Annotated in this window: 17 protein-coding genes; 12 read left to right on the top strand and 5 right to left on the bottom strand. The window is 54.1% G+C overall.

The features are described from left to right. Positions 1-183 precede the first annotated feature (183 nt). The 3 genes from ACFOLF_RS22755 (at position 184) to ACFOLF_RS22765 (ending at position 4113) form a co-directional block, all read left to right on the top strand. Positions 184-1662 (top strand): MFS transporter, encoded by a 1479-nt coding sequence (locus ACFOLF_RS22755; RefSeq protein ID WP_210038697.1) that lies wholly within the window; start codon positions 184-186, stop codon positions 1660-1662. After that, positions 1662-3137: a multicopper oxidase family protein gene (locus ACFOLF_RS22760; protein WP_379113505.1), complete on the top strand. Its 1476-nt coding sequence runs from the start codon at positions 1662-1664 to the stop codon at positions 3135-3137. The genes ACFOLF_RS22755 and ACFOLF_RS22760 overlap by 1 nt, the downstream gene beginning before the upstream one ends. A gap of 121 nt (positions 3138-3258) precedes the next feature. Beyond that, complete coding sequence (locus ACFOLF_RS22765) at positions 3259-4113, top strand: alpha/beta fold hydrolase (protein ID WP_379113507.1); 855 nt, start codon at positions 3259-3261, stop codon at positions 4111-4113. Positions 4114-4121: 8 nt separating this feature from the next. On the opposite strand, the gene ACFOLF_RS22770 is transcribed toward ACFOLF_RS22765, so the two are convergent. Both ACFOLF_RS22770 and ACFOLF_RS22775 read right to left on the bottom strand, forming a co-directional pair. Beyond that, on the bottom strand, positions 4122-4793 hold the full coding sequence (locus tag ACFOLF_RS22770) for a response regulator (protein ID WP_210038698.1): 672 nt from the start codon (positions 4791-4793) through the stop codon (positions 4122-4124). Positions 4794-4810: 17 nt separating this feature from the next. Continuing rightward, positions 4811-5971, bottom strand: coding sequence for a sensor histidine kinase (locus ACFOLF_RS22775; protein WP_210038699.1), 1161 nt, complete (start codon positions 5969-5971; stop codon positions 4811-4813). Between the two features lie 213 nt (positions 5972-6184). Between ACFOLF_RS22775 and ACFOLF_RS22780 the strand changes: the two genes are divergently transcribed. The 8 genes from ACFOLF_RS22780 (at position 6185) to ACFOLF_RS22815 (ending at position 14540) form a co-directional block, all read left to right on the top strand. After that, a complete protein-coding gene (locus ACFOLF_RS22780) occupies positions 6185-6703 on the top strand; it encodes a hypothetical protein (RefSeq protein ID WP_210038700.1) in 519 nt (172 codons plus the stop codon). Between the two features lie 917 nt (positions 6704-7620). Continuing rightward, positions 7621-8769 (top strand): ABC transporter substrate-binding protein, encoded by a 1149-nt coding sequence (locus tag ACFOLF_RS22785; RefSeq protein ID WP_210038701.1) that lies wholly within the window; start codon positions 7621-7623, stop codon positions 8767-8769. A gap of 116 nt (positions 8770-8885) precedes the next feature. Continuing rightward, a complete protein-coding gene (locus ACFOLF_RS22790; protein ID WP_210038702.1) occupies positions 8886-9770 on the top strand; it encodes an ABC transporter permease in 885 nt (294 codons plus the stop codon). A gap of 42 nt (positions 9771-9812) precedes the next feature. Then, on the top strand, positions 9813-10739 hold the full coding sequence (locus ACFOLF_RS22795; protein ID WP_379113510.1) for an ABC transporter permease: 927 nt from the start codon (positions 9813-9815) through the stop codon (positions 10737-10739). Beyond that, positions 10736-11803 carry an ABC transporter ATP-binding protein gene (locus tag ACFOLF_RS22800; RefSeq protein ID WP_210038703.1) on the top strand — a complete coding sequence of 356 codons (1068 nt, stop codon included), beginning with the start codon at positions 10736-10738 and terminating at the stop codon, positions 11801-11803. The genes ACFOLF_RS22795 and ACFOLF_RS22800 overlap by 4 nt, the downstream gene beginning before the upstream one ends. Positions 11804-11876: 73 nt before the next feature. Further along, positions 11877-12686 (top strand): DeoR/GlpR family DNA-binding transcription regulator, encoded by an 810-nt coding sequence (locus ACFOLF_RS22805; RefSeq protein WP_210038704.1) that lies wholly within the window; start codon positions 11877-11879, stop codon positions 12684-12686. Between the two features lie 4 nt (positions 12687-12690). Continuing rightward, entirely contained in the window at positions 12691-13536 is an 846-nt protein-coding gene (locus ACFOLF_RS22810; RefSeq protein ID WP_210038705.1) for an alkaline phosphatase family protein, read from the top strand. Then, a complete protein-coding gene (locus tag ACFOLF_RS22815) occupies positions 13533-14540 on the top strand; it encodes a PHP domain-containing protein (RefSeq protein WP_210038706.1) in 1008 nt (335 codons plus the stop codon). Before ACFOLF_RS22810 ends, ACFOLF_RS22815 begins: the two co-directional genes overlap by 4 nt. 172 nt (positions 14541-14712) lie before the next feature. On the opposite strand, the gene ACFOLF_RS22820 is transcribed toward ACFOLF_RS22815, so the two are convergent. The 3 genes from ACFOLF_RS22820 to ACFOLF_RS22830 form a co-directional block, all read right to left on the bottom strand. Continuing rightward, positions 14713-15540, bottom strand: a complete 828-nt coding sequence (locus ACFOLF_RS22820; RefSeq protein WP_210038707.1) for a carbohydrate ABC transporter permease — start codon at positions 15538-15540, stop codon at positions 14713-14715. A 29-nt stretch (positions 15541-15569) separates the two neighbouring features. Further along, positions 15570-16529, bottom strand: coding sequence for a carbohydrate ABC transporter permease (locus ACFOLF_RS22825; protein WP_210038708.1), 960 nt, complete (start codon positions 16527-16529; stop codon positions 15570-15572). Between the two features lie 132 nt (positions 16530-16661). Further along, positions 16662-17918, bottom strand: coding sequence for an ABC transporter substrate-binding protein (locus ACFOLF_RS22830; RefSeq protein ID WP_210038709.1), 1257 nt, complete (start codon positions 17916-17918; stop codon positions 16662-16664). A 255-nt stretch (positions 17919-18173) separates the two neighbouring features. On the opposite strand from ACFOLF_RS22830, the gene ACFOLF_RS22835 reads away from it, so the two are divergent. Then, positions 18174-18959 (top strand): arylamine N-acetyltransferase family protein, encoded by a 786-nt coding sequence (locus ACFOLF_RS22835; protein WP_210038710.1) that lies wholly within the window; start codon positions 18174-18176, stop codon positions 18957-18959. Positions 18960-19207: the final 248 nt, after the last annotated feature.

Raw genomic sequence — 19207 nt, forward strand, 5'->3', positions numbered from 1 at the left:
TATAAATTTTTTTATAGGACTGTAATTGATCAATCAATAATAACGAAAAAGGCTGCACGTATTGCTTGTTCCAACAAGCGTTGCTAAGAATGAATTAAAGCTTTGATCCGAAGCAGAACCGGAAAAAACTTTAAACAATAGTAATTGGCTAATCAATAACAAATGAAAAGGAGAGAAGCTAATATGAAAAACGCAGTAGGTTTGAGGACTATGGAGAGAAGCCAGGCAAGGAGCGGCTTTGCTCCAGAAGTAAGGAATGCAATCAGCGCTAACCGGTGGTGGGCATTGATTATTCTTGCGCTCGCGCAATTCCTGGTGGTCCTGGATGCTTCAATCGTTAATATTGCCCTGCCTACAGTAGGTACAGAGCTTCATCTGGATGCGGGCACGCTAAGCTGGATCATTACCGCTTATGTTTTGCCATTTGGGGGCTTGCTGCTGCTGCTGGGCGGACGCCTGGCTGACCGGTTCGGGCACCGGCGGATCTTTATCAGCGGAGTTGCCGGCTTCGTAATCGCTTCTGCGGCGGCAGGCATGGCTGCATCGGGGGCATGGCTCCTGACAGCCCGTGCCGTCCAGGGAGCATCGGCGGCTCTCTTGGCTCCGGCTGCTCTCGCACTGGTGACGAAGCTGTTCCTGTCGCCGCAGGATCGTGCCAAGGCCCTTGGCATCTGGGGAGCTGTGGCCGGGATAGGAAGCGCGGCGGGCGTTCTTCTTGGAGGCGTGCTTACTTCGGCTTTTGGCTGGGAGGCCGTATTTTATGTGAATGTGCCCGTTGGTCTTCTCGTTATTGCAGCCATTCCCTTTCTGATTGCAAAAGATTCAACCCGGAGGCATCTAAGAGTCGATCTTCCGGGAGCGGTGACGGTTACGGCAGGCATCGTTGCCCTTGTCGCTGCCCTTTCTGAAGCCCAGCGCATCGGATGGTCCAATCCGCTGACCCTGTTTCTTGCCGCCGCCGCGCTCCTGATGCTTATCGTATTCATGGTCATTGAGAAGCGCACGCCGGAGCCGCTTGTTCCATTTGCCATCTTCAGGAATATCTCTGTAACGGGCGGAAATCTCGCCATGCTGCTTATTGGCGGAGCTGCAACCGGATTGTTTTTTGCACTCTCGGTTTATATGCAGCAGGTTCTTCAATACAACGCTCTGACTGCGGGTCTTACACAGCTTCCGCTTGCAGGAGCTTTGGTCGTCTTCGCCGGAATCGTTCCGGGATTGATCAAATCCATCGGCACAAGATGGACGCTCGCCAGCTCGCTTCTACTCTTCGCGGCAGGGTTGATCTGGCTTTCTTTCGCGCCAAGCGAAGCATCGTTTGCCGCACATCTGCTCGGGCCGACGCTTGTCATTGGCGCAGGGCTTGGCGGCGCTTTTGTCGCAGGGACAGAGCTTGCCGTACACGGCGTGACGGAGAACGAGGCAGGGCTGGCCGGCGGACTGGTCAATACGAGCCAGCAAATCGGAGGAGCGATCGGGCTGGCCGTCCTGGCTGCGGTTGCGGCATCCAGAACGAATGGACTGTTGTCTGAGGGCAGCAGCAATCTTCAGGCGCTGACCGGGGGATTCGCCCGGGTATTCCTGGGAGCGGCAGTGTTTGCAATCGTCGGTGCGCTCATAGTTATCCTTGTGCATCGGACAGAAAAGAAGGTGAACGCATAATGGCTGGAACAACAAGCAAAAAGCGTAAATTGTGGATGGGACTGCTGCTTGCGCCAGTCATCCTGATCGGGGCTGCCGCCGCCCTGTATTTTTGGCAAATCCGGCTTCAAAAACCGGAGGAGATCAATATGGCCGACCATATGCATGCTATGGATGCCATGTCGCATGCCAGCCATCAGATGGAAGCTTCAGCAACATCCGTCACTCCCTGCGATGCGATTAGAGCCGCAGATACTCAGGCGCCGGTTCGTACGTTTGAGATGACCGCCGCTCAAACCGCGTTGAAGCTGGATAATGGAAAGACTGTAGAGGCATGGACATTCAATGGCTCATCGCCGGGCCCAGAGCTTCGGGTAACCGAAGGCGACCGGGTTATGGTGACGCTTCATAACAAGGACATTGAAGAGGGTGTAACGATTCATTGGCATGGTGTGGTTGTCCCTTGCTCGCAAGACGGAGTAGCGGGTGTCACGCAAAATGCGGTGCTGCCCGGGGAGGAGTTCACTTATGAATTTATTGCATCCCAACCTGGCACCTACTGGTACCATTCCCACCAGATGAGCTCGATTCAGGCGGAAAAAGGACTTCTGGGACAGTTCATCGTGGAGCCCAAGCAGGCCAAGGCTGCTGCAGCACAGGATATTGCCGGCCTCATGCAGAAGCTGGATTCGAGCTTCGTCATTAACGGCAGGACGAAGGGACTTGAGGTATCCGGCAAACCGGGCGATACCGTCCGGGTGAGGCTGACCAATGGCGCCAACGATACGATGGAGATGGCTGTCGAAGGGGCGCCGTATCGGATCATTGCGATGGATGGCAACGATATCCATGAACCGGGGCTGCTCGATCATACGAATTTCCAGATGGGAGCAGGTCAGCGGTATGATTTGCTGCTGAAGATTCCGGAGCAAGGTACAGCCGTGGTCAGAAGCCTCACGGAGGAAGGCTTGAAGATTACGATCGGAGAAGGAGCGGAACCTGTCCATTCGGCGAACAATATTTTATTCGACTTCCTTGATTATGGAACAGCCTCTGAAGATGATCCTGTTGATCAGCCGACCTTTGATCAAACCTTCGATCTGAGGCTCGGACAGAACTTATTCGTTAATACAATCAACGGCAAGTCCTTTCACGAAATTCCGCCTATGACGGTGAAAGAAGGAGAGCGGATCAAGATCACGCTCACAAACGAAGGAGGAGGCGACCACCCTTTTCATATTCATGGTCATACCTTTCGCGTATTGAGCCGGAACGGTGAGGCCTTGAGAGGAAGCCCCGTCTTTCTGGACACCATTCTAACGAAGAAAGATGAGACTTATGAGCTGTATGTGCTGGCCAATAATCCTGGACTATGGATGGCGCACTGCCATAATTTGATGCATGCCTCTATGGGTATGAGCATGATGCTCAATTACGAGGGTGTCACGACTTCATACCGGGTAGGAACCAAATCCGGAAATTTGCCTGATCTGTAGGGCGGCCCGCCTGTCGATATGCCGCCGCCGCTGCCGACGAAACAAGAAGATACTTAAAGACTCATGAGCCACATATATTTTTGTTATGGCGGAGAATGAAAGCATCGGAAAGGATGTTGACATGATGGTGCTGTACAAAAAAATAAAGATCGACGGATTGGATATATTTTTTCGTGAAGCCGGGCATCCGGGCAATCCGCCGATTATCCTGCTTCACGGATTCCCAAGCTCCTCCCATATGTTCAGGGATCTGATTCCTCTTCTGGAAGACCGGTTTCATGTCATTGCCCCTGATTACCCCGGCTTTGGAAACAGCAGCATGCCTGCGGCCCAAGACTATCCTTACACCTTCGAAAATCTGTCTCTTGTGATGGAAAAGCTAATCGCCAAGCTTGGTATTTCCCGTTATATCTTGTACGTTCATGATTATGGAGGGCCTGTCGGGTTCAGGCTGGCTGTCCGCAATCCTCACCGTATTCTCGGGTTTGTCATTCAAAATGCAGTGGCCGATGTGAGGGGGCTGGGGCAGCCGTTCGATCTCTTCAAAGCCCTTTGGGCGGACAGAAACCCGGCAACCGAAGCGGCATTTTCCGAACTGGTGACCTTTGATTTTACAAAAAAGCAGTATCTGACCGGAGTATGCCAGCCGTATCTGATCAGCCCCGACGGGTACTCGATGGACCAGTTTTTTCTGGACCGCCCGGGAAACAGTGAAATCCAGCTGGAGCTGGGCTACGATTACAGAAAGAACGTAGAGGAATACCCTGCCTGGAAGCAATATTTGCGGACCTATCAGCCCCCTGCGCTGATAGCCTGGGGTAAAAACGATTTTATCTTTACGTTGGAAGGGGCCTATGCCTTTAGCAGAGAACTTCATCATATTGAAACCTGTTTTTTATGCGGAGGGCATTTTGTGCTGGAGGAACAAAGCCGGCATGTTTCAGAGCTTATCAAAAGCTTCTTTGGACGCAAATAGTGACTCTATCACTTTACCATCCCGCTGCGGAGCGCAAAGACCACTGCCTGCGTTCGATCCTCGCATCCGAATTTTTGCAAAATACGATGTACATGCGATTTTACCGTACCCTCGGCAATGTACAGCTTTTGCGCGATTTGGTCATTGCGCAGCCCGTAAGCCATCTCCTGCAAAATCTCCTGCTCCCGGTCCGTCAATGGCTCCAATAGAGGGAGTTTCGAGTCACCTCCGGTTGCCGGAAAACCGGGTGCGGCCACTCTCTGCAGAGCGACGGCTGCCTGTCCGGTCTTGTACACGGCTTCGCCTCTGAATGCGGACCGGACCGCCTCCAGCATCTCTTCAACCTCCGCGTCCTTCAGCAAATACCCGACCGCTCCAACCCGAATCCCCTGATAAATATACTCCTGGTCGTCAAATGTGGTTAAAATGACGGTCTTTGCTTCCGGCATCCGCTTCATAATCTCCTTTACCGCTTCAATGCCCGACATGCGGGGCATCTGAACATCCATCAGAATGACATCCGGACGAAGCCGCAGAGCCAGCTCAACCGCTTCTACGCCGTCAGCAGCCTCCCCTGCGAGCATCATATCGGCCTGCAAGCCGATGATGTAGCCGAATCCTTGCCGGATCATCGTCTGATCGTCGGCGAGCAGAACTTGAATTTTTCCGTTGAGCGGCATAAATCCGGACCTCCTGTTTAAGATTCAATTTGCCCGCCCGTATCAACGCTTGGGATGGTTGCTGTAATTTCAAAGCCGTCCTGTTCGGCAATCCTGTAGCTGAGGCTTCCGCCTTTCTCCTCCAGCCTTGCTTTCATGACCCGCAAGCCAAATCCTTCGCTGATTTTGTAATCGTCCGCAAGCACGCCGTTATCGCGGATGCGCATCACGATATTGTCCCCATCCCTGCCCAGTCCGACCTCCAGCAGCGTTGCGCGGGAATGCCGCATAACGTTGGTGATCGATTCCTGCAGTACCGGGAATAGAGTCTCATATACTTCGGCGCTCACATCCTCGTCTTGCAAATCGGTATGAAACCGGTAAGCGATTGAGGCTGCAGCCTCCATTCGCGAAAGCAGCGATTTCAGAGCCGCAATCCCGGGAATCGTGCGGTTGCCGGCAAGGGCGTGTACGGAAGACCGTATGTCCTGCAGCCCCTGGCGGGCTACGCCCAGCATTCCTTCCAGCGATTGTCCCGCTTGGACGGGATCTTCCTTCATCATATAGCGTAAAGCCTGCATTTGTACGATCAATGACGTCAAACTGTGTCCCACGGCATCGTGAATTTCACGGGCGATATGGGTCCGCTCTTCCAAGATTGCGTTCTGCAAAGCAGTAGCCGAAGCGTCCTGCAGCTGTTCATAGGCGTCCTGCAGCTCTTCCAGATGCCGTTTGTTCATTTCATGGATTTCATTTCTCTGGATCCGGCTGCGGATAAAAAAATAAAGCACGATGGCAAGGAGAATAAAAGAAACGAGATTGAACAAGTCCGCATGGCCAAACCGGATATACAACGTCGCCGTTATGAACATGACCGCAATTGCCGTATTCCGGCCTTTGAGAAGAGACTGGCGAAGCGCTGCGGCAAACAGGAGGATAGCGATAAAATAAAGCAGCTTCATCTCCTGGAACCAAATGATCCCGATCGCGCACTCGATGATGAGCAAACTTGCGGCAATCACTGCCCGCGTTATCGTCCACCATGTTTTCGGAATGAACAGGATGCCGGAGAAGGTCGCCCATATCACGAGATGGATCCCGATTTGGGGTAGGGGAGCCTCAAACATCCGATTTGTATTCATAAGAAAAAAAATGACCGCGGCGCTGGCAAACGGTTTTCCATAGGAGCGGTAATCCACATTTATCCCCTCCCTTGTTCCTTTCGCTGCATACCCCTTCATTTTAGACCGGGCCATCGGCAGAATACAACAATCCCGGCTGTCTTTAAGCGAATATCTATCGGCAGATATAAGGATGCATGTTTAAGTTCTATCTGTAGTTGGTCGTTCGCAAGCGGTATAGGGGGTATCATTAGCATCAATCGACGGGAATTTATAAAGGAGGCAATGTTCATGAGTGGGCAAGTCATTATTTCTTTGCTCTTAGGCGTTTTTATTGTTTACCGGATTTTCCTGCGCGTCCGCCGAACGTTCGGATGGCAGCAGCTGAACCTGGGAAAAGTGCGGATCATGACCGTTATTTTGGGCGTGGTCGGGCTCCTTTTCTTTGTTGAAGGAGCCTTCGACACCGTAAGCCTGATTTCGAATATGATCGGAATTGCGCTGGGTATTGCTCTGGCTTGTTACGGAGCGGCCAAGACCCGCTTCGAGCGGCGGGACGGAAATTGGCGGTACCGTCCCAGCGCCTGGATTGGCGGAACCGTGACCATTCTTTTTTTGGGGCGTTTGATTTATCGCATATACGATATGATGCAGTCCGGCAATCTTGAGCAGGGCCTTCAATTATCCGACCGGCTGAAAGATATGGGCAGCTCCTGGACATCGGGGCTGATGCTCATTATGTTCGCTTATTATGTCACCTGCAATATCATTTTATTATCCAGGCAAGAATTGAGAGTATCGGGAGTGTAAGGCTTTCGAATGTCCCCGACAGCCACTGGGCGTTTCTTAAAAGAGACGATGCGTATCTGGCAACCCAACAAGGGAGGCGCAAGAGCTCTGCACAAAAGAACAGCAAAATGACAGCAGTTGCGGTCAGGGGCTGCCTCCATAACATGGAAGGCAGCCCTTTCCTACATTAAAATTTACTGCTATCGTGATTTTCTCTGATTCGCGTCTTTGTCATAGGCCGTTCGCGCTGTCACTTCCTCACCTCTGTTATCGTGTACTCCGATTCGGGTCTTCGTTAAAGATAATTCGCGCTGCTGTCACTTCCTCACCTTGGGCTGGCTCATTCGCTCTGAAATACAGTCTGATCTGCAAGCTTCCAGCATGGACCCTACTTTCACTCCAACTTCCTCGGAATCAGAAGCTCTCGCGTCATATGTGCACAGAGCTGAGCCCATTAACCTGTCCCGCTGCAGCTGCAGCGGGGTTTTTCCTTGTTAGAGATGAACGGGGTTCAATTTGGGTGCTTGCAAGCAGGAAATTCCTTTTTGGATCGGCACACGGATGATGAACGGCATGCTGAGGGTGATTGCAGCGAGGTATTTCCTTGTTGGAGAGCCAGTGGAGACTTCGTGAAAGTACATAAGCAGGAATTTCCTTGCTAGGCGATTCCATAGGACTTGCCAGGATCATTGAGGCGCTTCGTTGAAGCAGCAGTCGATATGTTCGGACGCTTAAGCGTCAAAAAAGAGAATTGGAGCCTGCGGGAAGCGAATGTGGTTTTGTGTACGGGCTGTATGCAAACCCGACCTGTTTTCCCCAGCCTTTACAAATGAAACACGCAGCGTTGAAGAACCGATAACATAGGGCTGTTAAAGTGAAAACAGAAATAAATCAACAAGAAACCGCAACAAACCACAAAAGGAGAGGGACAAGAAACCATGCAGAAGCAGCTAACAAGAGGGATTATGCTCCTGGCCATCATTCTATTGACGGTGAGTCTGGCAGCATGCACGAAGGCGAAGGATAACGGCAGCGCCAATGCGGCGGCAGCCGGAAACGGCGGAAATGCGCAGACGAATGCCAATTCGGAGGCAGCGCCGGAATTATCGGCGGCCGATCTGGAAGCCAAAGCGAAAGAAGAAGGCGAAGTCGTCAGTGTCGGCATGCCGGACTCCTGGGCGAACTGGAAAGACACCTGGGCGGATATGAACGCCAACTACGGCCTGAAGCATACCGATACGGATATGTCGAGCGCCGAGGAAATTGCCAAGTTTGAAGCGGAGAAGGACAAGGCTACCGCCGATATCGGCGATGTAGGCATCGCGTTTGGACCGGTTGCGGCTGAGAAAGGCGTAACACAGCCTTACAAAACCTCCTACTGGGACGAGCTTCCTGCCTGGGCGAAAGACGCAGACGGCAACTGGGTAGTCGGGTATCAGGGCACCATCGCATTCATGGTCAACAAGAACCTCGTGAAGGACGTGCCAAAAAGCTGGGATGACCTGCTCAAAGGGGATTATAAAATAGCGGTCGGCGACGTTACCAAAGCCGCGCAAGCGCAAATGTCCGTACTTGCCGCAGCCATCGCAATGGGCGGCGACGAGAAGAATATCCAGCCGGGCATCGATTTCTTCAAGAAGCTGGCCGAGCAGAACCGGATCAGCAGCGCCGATGTTACGACAGCCAATATGGAAAAAGGTGAAATTCCGGTTGGATTGATGTGGGATTTCAACGCTCTTGGCTACCGCGATCAAATCAACCCGGATCAATTCGAAGTGGTTATCCCTTCAGAAGGCAGCGTCGTGAGCGGCTATGCCACCATTATTAACAAATACGCGCCGCATCCGAATGCGGCGAAGCTGACACGCGAGTATATTCTCAGCGACGCCGGCCAGATCAATCTGGCCAAAGGCTTTGCCCGTCCGATCCGCGACAGCGTCAAGCTTCCGGACGACGTAGCCGCCAAGCTGATTCCGCTGGAGCAGTATAAGAACGCCAAGCCGATTGCGGATTATCAGGCCTGGGACGAGACGGCGAAGACGCTGCCGCAGCTGTGGCAGGATAACGTACTGATCCATATGAGTTAATCCGGACCGGCTCACGCGGACATGGATGCAGGCGGCGCAGGGCTGCGCCGTCCGTATCCGGCTTCCGCGCGCAGCCGGCGGACAACAACCGAGCTATCATAAGGAAGGGAAAGATTATGAGCCAACAGTTGACGCTCAAGAAGAAAGCTGCCCGGCGGTACCGCTTCAATCCCGTCGTGCTCGCGCTCATCCCGTTCGTGGTGCTGATCGTCATGTTTGAATTGCTGCCTCTTATCTATCTGATCATGACCAGCCTGCTGTCCGATGACGAAACGCATTATACGTTATCCCAATATGCGACGGCGCTAACCAGTCCGTATTATCTGAAAGCGATCACGAACAGCGTCACGATCTCGCTCGGCTCGAGCGTCATCGGTCTTATCGTGTCCCTGTTCGCCGCTTATTCGCTTACGAAGCTGTCCACGGCGGCACGGGAGAGACTGCTCACCATCTCCAACATGTCCTCCAACTTTGCCGGCGTTCCGCTGGCATTTGCTTATATCATTTTGCTTGGAAATAACGGGATTTTCACGATTCTTCTGAATTCATGGGGGCTTGACGCATTCACTCCCGATCTTTATTCCTGGACCGGCCTGATGCTGGTTTACGTTTATTTCCAAATTCCGCTGGCCACGCTGCTGCTTTATCCTGTCTATTTCGGCATACAGGAGCAGTGGAAGGACGCTTCAGCCCTGCTCGGGGCGGGCACCTTCACGTTTTGGCGGAAAATCGGGCTTCCGGTTATCCTCCCCGGCCTTGCCGGCACATTTATTATCCTGTTCGCCAATTCGATGGGCGCTTATGCCACGGCGTATGCCCTGGTTGGCGGCAACTTTAATCTGCTGGCGATCCGGATCGGATCTCTTGTAGCCGGCGATGTCGTCACGAAGCCGCAGCTGGGAAGCGCGCTTGCGGTGCTGCTCGGTCTGATGATGATGGCGGCGCTGGCGGTCAATGCGCGGCTGATGCGCAGCCTGCGCAAGGAGCTTACGAACGTATAAACCAGGGCATGCGAATAAGCTTGGCGGAAAGGGGCATTAACCTTGAACAGGAATATGCCGCGGGGGCAGCGGCGCGCTAACCGTTTTCATCGCATCATCTGGACGATTCTCATCATCTATCTGGTTCTCCCGCTGCTGGCGACGTTGTTGTATGCGCTGGCAGGAAATTGGCAGACGACGGTTTTGCCCGAATCATGGACGCTCAAGTGGTTTGACGACCTGCTGCACGACAGCCGGTTCACGGATGCGTTCGTCCGTTCGATCGTCGTATGCGGGATAAGCCTGATAGTCAGCACCGCGGTCATGGTGCCTACAGTTATTATTGTCGTACTTGAGTTTCCGAAATGGGAGAAGGTGCTGAATATTCTGGCCCTCATCCCCTATGCGGTGCCGGGCGTAGTTGCCGCGGTCGGGCTGATTCGTCTCTATTCGTCCGGTCCGCTTGCCATCTCGGGCACGATCTGGCTCCTGTGCGGCGCCTATTTCGTCGTGGTTCTGCCCTTCATGTACCAGGGAATCCGCAACAGCCTTCGTTCGGTCAATGCCGTCATGCTCCAGGACGCTGCGATGCTGCTGGGCGCCGGACGCTGGCAGACGTTCCGTTATGTGCTGCTGCCGAACGTTATGCCGGGCCTTACCGTATCGCTGCTGCTTTCGTTTGCGGTGCTGTTCGGCGAATTCGTGCTGGCGAACCTGCTGGTCGGCGGACAATACGAAACGATCCAGATTTATTTGTACCGGCGGCAGGGGGAGAGCGGACATCTGTCGAGCGCGGTATCCATTACGTATTTCGTACTGGTTGCCATTATTTCAGGCGTGATGCTCAAACTGGGCAAGCGGGTGCTGAACGCGCCTTCCGGGGCGGACGACGACAAGCCGGCGGCAGCAGGGACCAGGAAGGGCAGGCATTCGGACCCGGGAACCGCTGCGGGCGGAATCAACTTGCAGGGAGGACAGGAACTTAGATGAGCTATGTCGAATTTGAAGGCGTATCGAAGTTTTTCGGAACCGCCGGCGCAGCGCCGGTGCTGGATGCATTGTCGCTGGGAGTGGAGAAGGGCGAATTCGTCACGCTGCTCGGTCCCAGCGGCTGCGGCAAGAGCACGCTCCTTCGCTGCGTGGCCGGCTTGACCGGAATTGACGAAGGCACCGTCCGGCTGGATGGGGTCGATCTTACGAACATGGCGCCGAAGAAAAGGAATGTCGGGATGGTTTTTCAAGCCTATGCGCTGTTCCCCAACATGACGGTCTACGAGAATGTTGCCTTCGGGCTGAAAATGAAGGGCATGCCGCGCGCCGAAATCGAGCGGACGGTCAAGAAAATGCTCGAGATCATCGACATGTCGGAGAAAAGCGGACAGTATCCGCAGAGGCTGTCCGGAGGCCAGCAGCAGCGGGTGGCGCTGGTCCGGTCCCTTGCCGTTCAGCCGAAGCTGATGATGATGGATGAGCCGCTCAGCGCACTCGATGCGAAAATCCGGAAAATGCTGCGGCTGGAAATCCGCCGCATTCAGCAGGAGCTGGGCATGACGACGCTGTTCGTGACGCATGACCAGGAAGAGGCGCTTACGATGTCCGACCGGATCTGCATTATGAATCAGGGCCGGATCGAACAAAACGGAACGCCCGAGGAAATATATACGAGGCCCAAAACGGCGTTTGTCGCCCGTTTTATCGGCAACTACAACGTGCTGACCGCAGATGAAATGGCGGGTATCGGGGGATCGGCGGCTTCTTCAGCCGGACGCTTCGAACCGGCAGCCTTCGCCATCCGGCCGGAAGCGGTACGGATGTCCTCCGCGGAAGACGGGGCTGCGGGCAATGCAACGGACACGGGCACGGACTCGTACCGGATGAGCGGCACCGTCTCGGAATGCACGGCACTTGGCGCACTGCTGCGCTACACGGTCAGAGTGGGGAATTTGAGCATCACGACCGACGAATTGAATGCGCCGGCGAGCCGCCGTTTTGCTCCGGGCAGCCGGGTCCGCCTCACAGTCGACCGGGACGCGTGCGTCCCGCTGGAAGGATAGGCGCATAGAATGCCGCCGCAAGCGGCAATGGCTGTCATGAAAGGCAAGCGAATAGTATTGAGGTGAGTTGCAATTGTCAGTTTCATCGGAACAGAGAAAAGAATTTATTCTGCAAATCCTTGACCGTGAGGGAAAAGTGAATGTGCTTCCGCTTGCGAACCGGTTCATGGTGTCTTCGGAGACGATCCGGCGCGATCTGGATGTGCTGGAGAGGGAAGGCCAGCTTCGAAGGGTGTACGGCGGGGCCGTCAGGCATTCCGGTTACAGCCCCTCGGAACCGCCGTATGCGCTGCGGAAGAGCCAGAATGCGGAGGAGAAACGGGCGATCGGCCGGGCTGCCGCAGACTGGATCGAGGATGGAAGCACCATTGTGATTGATGTTGGCACAACGGCTATGGAGCTGGCTATGGCGATTCAGGACAAGCAGCAGCTCAAAGTCATTACCAATTCCGTCGCTGTCGCTGCCGTCCTCTCGGACTCGCTGAACCAGGGCCGGTTCCGCGGCAAGGTGACATTGCTCGGCGGCGAGCTCAACCCGGAGCAGCAGTCGATCAGCGGTCCCTTATGCGAACGGATGATGGAGCAGTTCCGGGTGGACCTCGCGTTCATGTCGGTCGGCGGCGTATCGCTCGTCGACGGCATAACCGATTACGACGCGAACGAAGCGTCCATGTCGCAGCTGTTCGCCCGCTGCGCGCAGAGGGTTGTCGTCCTGGCTGATCATTCGAAGCTGGGCGTAACGACTTTCGCGCGAATTATGCCTTTTGACGGGATTGAGGCTATCATCTGCGATGTGGAATGTCCGGATGAATGGAAGGATGCCGTTGATCAATCCGGCGTACAGTGGATTGCGGCAGCGTCCGAATACATGAAGGAGGAATAACGGCATGCAGAAAGTGATTATGGTTGTGCTTGATGGCTTGCGCTATGACACGGCGCGCGCCGTCATGGGATATATGGAGCATCTGGTGGAGAAGGGCCGTGCCGCCTGCTACCGCGTCAGCTCGGAGCTGCCGAGTCTGTCGAGGCCGCTGTATGAGGTGCTGCTCACGGGGACGCCGCCCGTGGAGAACGGCATTACAGCCAATCATACGGTGAGGCTGTCGAATCAGCGCAGCGTTTTTCAGCTTGCGGCTGAACAGGGACTCACAACCGCGGCGGCGGCTTATCATTGGGTCAGCGAGCTGTACAACCGCGCCCCGTTCAATCCGATGACCGACCGGATTCAGCTGGACGGAACATCTCCGATCCAATACGGGATGTTTTATTTTGACGATACGTACCCGGATACGCATCTGTTCGCCGATGCCGAATACCTTCGCCGGGCGTATGCTCCGGATTTTCTCTACGTCCATCCGATGGGAATCGACGACATCGGCCATAAGCATGGAGCCGGTTCCGCCGAATACCGGCAAATCACCGGAGCGGCAGATGCGGTTCTCGCAGGACTGCTCCCCGTATGGCTGGAAAATAAATACCGCATCATCGTCACAGCCGATCACGGCATGAACGAATTCGGACAGCACGGGGGGACCGGCCAGGGAGAACGGGATGTGCCCTTCTACGCCATAGGACCGGAGTTTACCCCGGGCGTATACGAAGACCCCATTCCGCAGCTGGCGGTCGCGCCGCTGGTGTGCGGACTTCTCGGTATTCCTTGTTCGCCAGCGATGAGGCCGATTGAGCTGCCGGGCTGTTCATTGAATCAAGCGGCTGCAGGCAGGACGGAATGAAAGTAGACTTTCATTTTCACCTGGAGGAAGGCCCGTATTCGCTGCGCTGGCTGGAGCGGACGGCGAGGGCGCTTTCTGCAACGTCGGATGAGATCGGAAGGGAACAGGAGACGGGGCGGTCCCCTCTCCACTCCCTGTCATGGATCAATAGCGTGAGCGCCCAGCTGGGACGGCGCATTGAGCAGGGGCCGTTCCACCAGAACTGGATTAAACGGTACCTGGCGGAGGGACGGCGAAGAGGAATCGGGAAGTTCGGACTGGTCGATCATCTGTACCGGTTCGAGGAGTTCAAGCCCTATTACCTCAAGCATATCTGTGTCGACGATTCGCCGCTCGGCAGACTGCAGCGGGAATGGCTGGACCGGGTATGTGTGACATCGGCGTCTGCGTTTATTGAGGCAGCCAAGGCCGCTGCCGGCAGCGATGACGCGCTGTCGGTTGGTTTGGAGGCGGATTATTTTCCCGGCGGGGAAGCCGAGCTGGCAGGATTGCTGGAGATGCTGGATGTCGATTATGTCATCGGTTCCGTCCATTTCATTGACGGCTGGGGCTTTGACAATCCGGAGACGGCTTCACGGTTTGAGGACGAGAATCTGGAATTGCTGTATGCCAGGCATTTCTCGCTGGTCCAGCGTGCGGCCCGCAGCGGGCTGTTCGATATGATCGGCCATCCCGACAACATCAAGGTATTCGGCTACAGGCCGGATGAGGGGCTGTTGGGGGAGCTTTATCGGGAGACGGCGCGGGCCTTCAAGGAGGCGGGTGTCGCAACTGAAGTGAACACGGGTCTGGCGTACCGGTATCCGGTGAAGGAGATTTGTCCAAGCCCGCTGCTGCTTGCCGCAATGTTTGAGTATGGCGTGCCGGTCACATTCTCGTCGGACGCGCATTATCCCGACGATCTGGGCACTTTGATTGACGAAGCGGTCGAGCTGGCGAAGCGGACCGGCTACCGCGAAGCCGCCTGGTTCAAGGGCGGGAAGCGTTATTTGTGCGAATTGTAAGCGGGCTTTTTTTGAGCTGAAAATGAAATGGGGGCTTTTCCATAAGGCCAGGCTCTAAGGAGCCAACCCAATAAACATACGAAAGCACCTTCTTAAAACCACGATTGACGTGGGAAAGAAGGTGCTTTTTCGTTATCGTTCAAGCCTTCAGACAAAGCCCGGCAGGTCCGGGTCAGCTTTTGATGGCGCCAGCGGCGATATCGGATATAAACTGCTTGCTGATAAACAGAAACAGCAGAATCAGCGGCAGCACCGCAAGCAGCGTACCTGCGATAACCATGGAGTAATCGGTCATATAGATCCCGTTCAAGGACGAGAGGGCAATCTGAAGCGTGAATTTGCTCTCGTCGGTGATGATAATGAGCGGCCAGAGATAGTCATTCCATACGCCGATAAACGTGAACGCGCCGAGAAAGGATAATGCGGGACGCAGAATCGGCAGGGACAGATTCCAATACAGGCGGAAGAATCCGCACCCGTCAATCCGTCCGGCATCCAGCAGCTCCGACGGAATGGATTCCTCGGCATACTGCCTGATCCAGAAAATCCCGAAGGCATTCACCATGCCGGGAATAATAAGCGCCTTGAAGGATCCCACCCATCCGAACTTGGCCATAATGACGAAGGATGGAACGAGCGACAGCTGGGCAGGCGCCATCATGGTGGCCAGCAGCAGGATAAACAGCCACTTTTTGCCTGGAAAATGATATTTGGCAAACGTGATGCCGGCCAGCGAATCGAAGAACAATACCAGCACCGTACAGACCGAAGCGACGAACAGTGTATTCAGAAAAGCGCCAAAGAAATCAATATTGGCCATAACCCGCGATATATTGTCAAACAGCTCGCCGCCGAACCATAATTTCGGAGGATAGCTGTATATTTCAGCTGTCGTGCGTGTGGACATCACCAGTAGCCAGTAGAAAGGAAAGATTGAAACGATTAATCCTGCAATTAGTCCCAGATGCAGCAGAGTCGATTTCCATTTTGCTGTTGGCATATGCCATCACCCCATTTATCATATAATCGTCAATTATTGGCCGACTTGCCCTGAACCAGCTTCCAGTTCACGATCGAGAACAACGCGATCAGCACGAACATTCCCCAGCCCACTGCGGCTCCATAGCCAAAGTAGTTGTTGATGAAAGCCTCGCGGTACAAATACAGCACGATGGTAAGCCCGCCGCCGCTCACGCCGCCGTCATTGCCGACGAGCACCTGGGACTCTGTAAAGATCTGCATGCCGCCGATGGTCGAGGTTATGACAGTGAACAGAATAATCGGCCGCAGAATGGGAACCGTAATCCGGAAGAAGGACTGGACGCCAGAGGCGCCGTCAATTTTGGCTGCCTCATACAGCACGGTTGGAATGCTTTGCAATCCGGCCAGATAAATGACGGCATTATAGCCGACCCAGCGCCAGACTACCATCAGGGAAACTGCCAGCTGAATCCCCCATGTTTCGTTCAGCCATTCCACGGAATGAAGGCCGAACAGGGAGAGAATGTAGTTCAACAGGCCATAATTGTTGGAGAAAAGGGTGCTGAAAATAATCGCTACCGCTACCAGCGACGTTACGTTCGGCAGAAAATAACCGATCCGGAAGAAGGTGCGGAATTTTACGAATGACGCATTCAGCAGGAAAGCGACGACAAGCGCCGAGAACAGCATCGGTATGGTGGAATACACCCAGATGAGCAGGGTGTTGCCCACGGCTTTCCAGAATTCCGGGTCCGACAGCATGAACCGGTAATTGTTCAGGCCGTTGAAGGTCATCTCCCCGATTCCGTCCCATCGTTGAAACGACAGATACATGGAGAAGGCAATCGGGAACAGCCCGAATATGGCAAACAACAGGTAAAATGGCGAAATGGCTAAATATTCTTTGCGGTGCTTCCATATTTCCGAGGCGAGTCCGCGATTGGGTTCCCGCACCCTTGCATGCAGGGCAGGCTTCGTCGATGATTGCAGTCTGGTTGGTTCGGCCATAAGCTTAACCTCCTTATAGTAGATGGCGTACCGCCATTTCATTTTGGCTGCTTTCAACCTTTGCGGGCGGCATGGCCTCAACGCTGTAATGCCACAGATGAGCGGCATGGCTGAGCGGCCGGCTTGGTGCCTTTAGCGCAGCAGCTCCTTTTTAACCCGGGCCAATGCAGCCTTCCATGCTACATCGGGGTTCTTCCCCTGAAGCGCAACGGACTGCAGCTGGCGGCTTACGATCCCGTTAAGATTCGCGTATTTAGAACCGAAGTAAGCAGGCTTGACATTCCTTGCCGACTCGGTAAAAATTTCACCGGTCGCCTGTCCCCCGAAGAAATCTTCTTTCTTCAGCAGCTCCTTCGCATCAAGCGCCTTGACAGCCGATGGAAACAGGTTGACATCGGTGAAGGATTTCACTTGATTCTCGGGATTCTGCAGCCATTTGATGACCTCGAAGGCTTCCTTCGGGTGCTTGCTTGTTCTCATGATGGACAGGAAGGAGCCGCCATTGTTGCCGTCTCCGCCTGGCGCCCGCGCCACACGCCATTTGCCGGCCGTGTCGGGTGCGGCTTGCATCAGAACTTCCTTGTTCCAGACCGCGCCGACAAAGGAAGCTATTTTACCGTTGTTCATGGCGGCGTTCCATTCGGAGGTACTGCCGTTGGCATTGGCCAGGAGTCCCATTTGGGATGCCTTCACAGCAAGATCCCAGGCTTTCTTCATGGAAGAAGAGGAATCTTCCCCGATGAAGGTCTCATCCTTGTTGAAGTAGATCTTATCGCTCTGGGCATTAACCTGGGTATAGATGCTGCCGATATTATCCGTCAGCTTGACGTCATCTCCCAGCGCGGCCTGGAGATTCTCTCCCGCCGCGAAATACTCCTCCCAGGTTCCCAGCGCATCGCTGACCTCCTTGGGGTCGCTGGGCAGCCCGGCCTTCTCGAACAGATCGGCGCGGTAAAATAAAGCTGTTGGCCCCGTATCGATAGGAAGCGCTATCATTTTTCCTTCAGGCGAAACCCCGAGCTGCCATTTCCAATCCAGATAATCCGGCTCAATTTCTTTGGCGCCGAGATCATACAGATTATAGAAACGGTCCGAATTCGGGAACATTTCCGTCACCCAGTCATTGAAAGCGACGATATCAGGTCCGCCTGATCCGGCGGCAAGCGTTGTTTTCAGCTTGGATTTGAAATCGCCGCCGATTTTTTGCGCGTTGATCTGCAGTGTCGGGAATTGCGTCTCAATGGATGCAATGAGCTTATCATCCAGGCCGCGGTTCCAGTACCATAGTGTAAGCGTTGTCTTTTCACTTGAAGAAGAATTTCCAGCGGAACACCCGCACACGGTCAGGATAACAATAAATAATAATAAGGCAATCCGTTTTTTTGCCACTAACGCCGCCCCCTTTTTTGTTTGTACATACTTTTTGTATGCTCCTAAATGTAATAAGTACGAAAAAAGCTATACTTCCTTATGTAATAAACAAAGATAACACGATTGAAACGCATTATTATATGGTAGTTAATTACATATGAAAAGGATTGGAAGCGATCCAATTGCCTGTTCATGTGGTATAGTAATATCAGGAAACACACCGGATTCAGCCCATTGTGGCGAACCGCAACCCCTGGCGAAGGAGTTCATGCGATGACGACCAACCAAGCCCCTATTCATCCTGAAGTAACCGCTTACCTGAAGCGGATCGGCTATGAAGGCAATCTTGACGGAAGCGCCGCGGCGCTGGCCGAACTGCAGGAGCGGCATCTTCATGCGGTCCCCTATGAGAATCTTGATATTTTGAAGCGCATTCCGCTGTCGCTGGAAATCCCGGCGCTCCTCGACAAAATCGTTGTGCGCCGCCGGGGCGGATACTGCTTCGAGCTCAACGCGCTGTTTGGCTGGCTGCTGCGGGAGCTGGGATACCCCGTTACCGACCTGTTCGCGCGGTTTTGGCGCGATGAGACAGATGCCCCGCCCAAACGGCGCCACCATGTGCTGAAGGTGGAGGCCGAAGGCATCTCCTACCTGTGCGATGTCGGCGTGGGGGGCATCGTGCCGCGCCGTCCCATCCAGATGCAGGAGCTGCTGGAGCAGCCGCAAGGAGAAGAAAGCTATCGTCTGGAGCAAGATGCCTACTATGGATGGGTGCTCTGCGAATGGAAGCGGGGCGGGTGGAGCTGGCTGTATTCATTTACCGACGAGCCGCAGCTGCCCAAGGATTTTATTATGGCAACCTACTGGTGCGAGAACGCCCCGGATTCTATTTTCACGAGGAACGCCATGGTGGCGATGCGCACCCGCGAGGGGCGAAACACGATCGCAGGGCAGGAATTCCGTATCTTTACTGCGGATGGGGTTCATGCTTTTACGCCAGCTTCGGAAGACGATTATAATGAGGCGCTGCTTACGTATTTCGGAATTGCCGCCCCTTAGCAGGGAAGGCCGCTCAGGCGGTCTTTTTGACCTTATAGAATTTATAAGTTTTCACGCCTATAAATTTCTATAAGGTTTGAGGGAAGAAACTAACGATGCCGCTAAAGGACGGCGAAGCCGTTTCTTCTTACACGTTTTAGAATGTATAAGTTGCCATTTATCCATTTCTATAAGTTCTAAGGGAAGAAGTATACTCTGCCGCAAAGTAAGGCGGAGCCGGTTCTTCTTGTTACACTGGGCTTCAGGAC

Origin of the sequence: Paenibacillus sepulcri (assembly GCF_042647105.1) — a bacterium.
Lineage (GTDB): Bacteria > Bacillota > Bacilli > Paenibacillales > Paenibacillaceae > Paenibacillus_Z > Paenibacillus_Z sepulcri.

Coding starts and splice junctions, on each gene's coding strand:
- ACFOLF_RS22755 (WP_210038697.1), top strand. CDS start 184: ATGAAAAACGCAGTAGGTTTGAGGACTATGGAGAGAAGCCAGGCAAGG.
- ACFOLF_RS22760 (WP_379113505.1), top strand. CDS start 1,662: ATGGCTGGAACAACAAGCAAAAAGCGTAAATTGTGGATGGGACTGCTG.
- ACFOLF_RS22765 (WP_379113507.1), top strand. CDS start 3,259: ATGATGGTGCTGTACAAAAAAATAAAGATCGACGGATTGGATATATTT.
- ACFOLF_RS22770 (WP_210038698.1), bottom strand. CDS start 4,793: ATGCCGCTCAACGGAAAAATTCAAGTTCTGCTCGCCGACGATCAGACG.
- ACFOLF_RS22780 (WP_210038700.1), top strand. CDS start 6,185: ATGAGTGGGCAAGTCATTATTTCTTTGCTCTTAGGCGTTTTTATTGTT.
- ACFOLF_RS22785 (WP_210038701.1), top strand. CDS start 7,621: ATGCAGAAGCAGCTAACAAGAGGGATTATGCTCCTGGCCATCATTCTA.
- ACFOLF_RS22790 (WP_210038702.1), top strand. CDS start 8,886: ATGAGCCAACAGTTGACGCTCAAGAAGAAAGCTGCCCGGCGGTACCGC.
- ACFOLF_RS22800 (WP_210038703.1), top strand. CDS start 10,736: ATGAGCTATGTCGAATTTGAAGGCGTATCGAAGTTTTTCGGAACCGCC.
- ACFOLF_RS22810 (WP_210038705.1), top strand. CDS start 12,691: ATGCAGAAAGTGATTATGGTTGTGCTTGATGGCTTGCGCTATGACACG.
- ACFOLF_RS22815 (WP_210038706.1), top strand. CDS start 13,533: ATGAAAGTAGACTTTCATTTTCACCTGGAGGAAGGCCCGTATTCGCTG.
- ACFOLF_RS22820 (WP_210038707.1), bottom strand. CDS start 15,540: ATGCCAACAGCAAAATGGAAATCGACTCTGCTGCATCTGGGACTAATT.
- ACFOLF_RS22825 (WP_210038708.1), bottom strand. CDS start 16,529: ATGGCCGAACCAACCAGACTGCAATCATCGACGAAGCCTGCCCTGCAT.
- ACFOLF_RS22835 (WP_210038710.1), top strand. CDS start 18,174: ATGACGACCAACCAAGCCCCTATTCATCCTGAAGTAACCGCTTACCTG.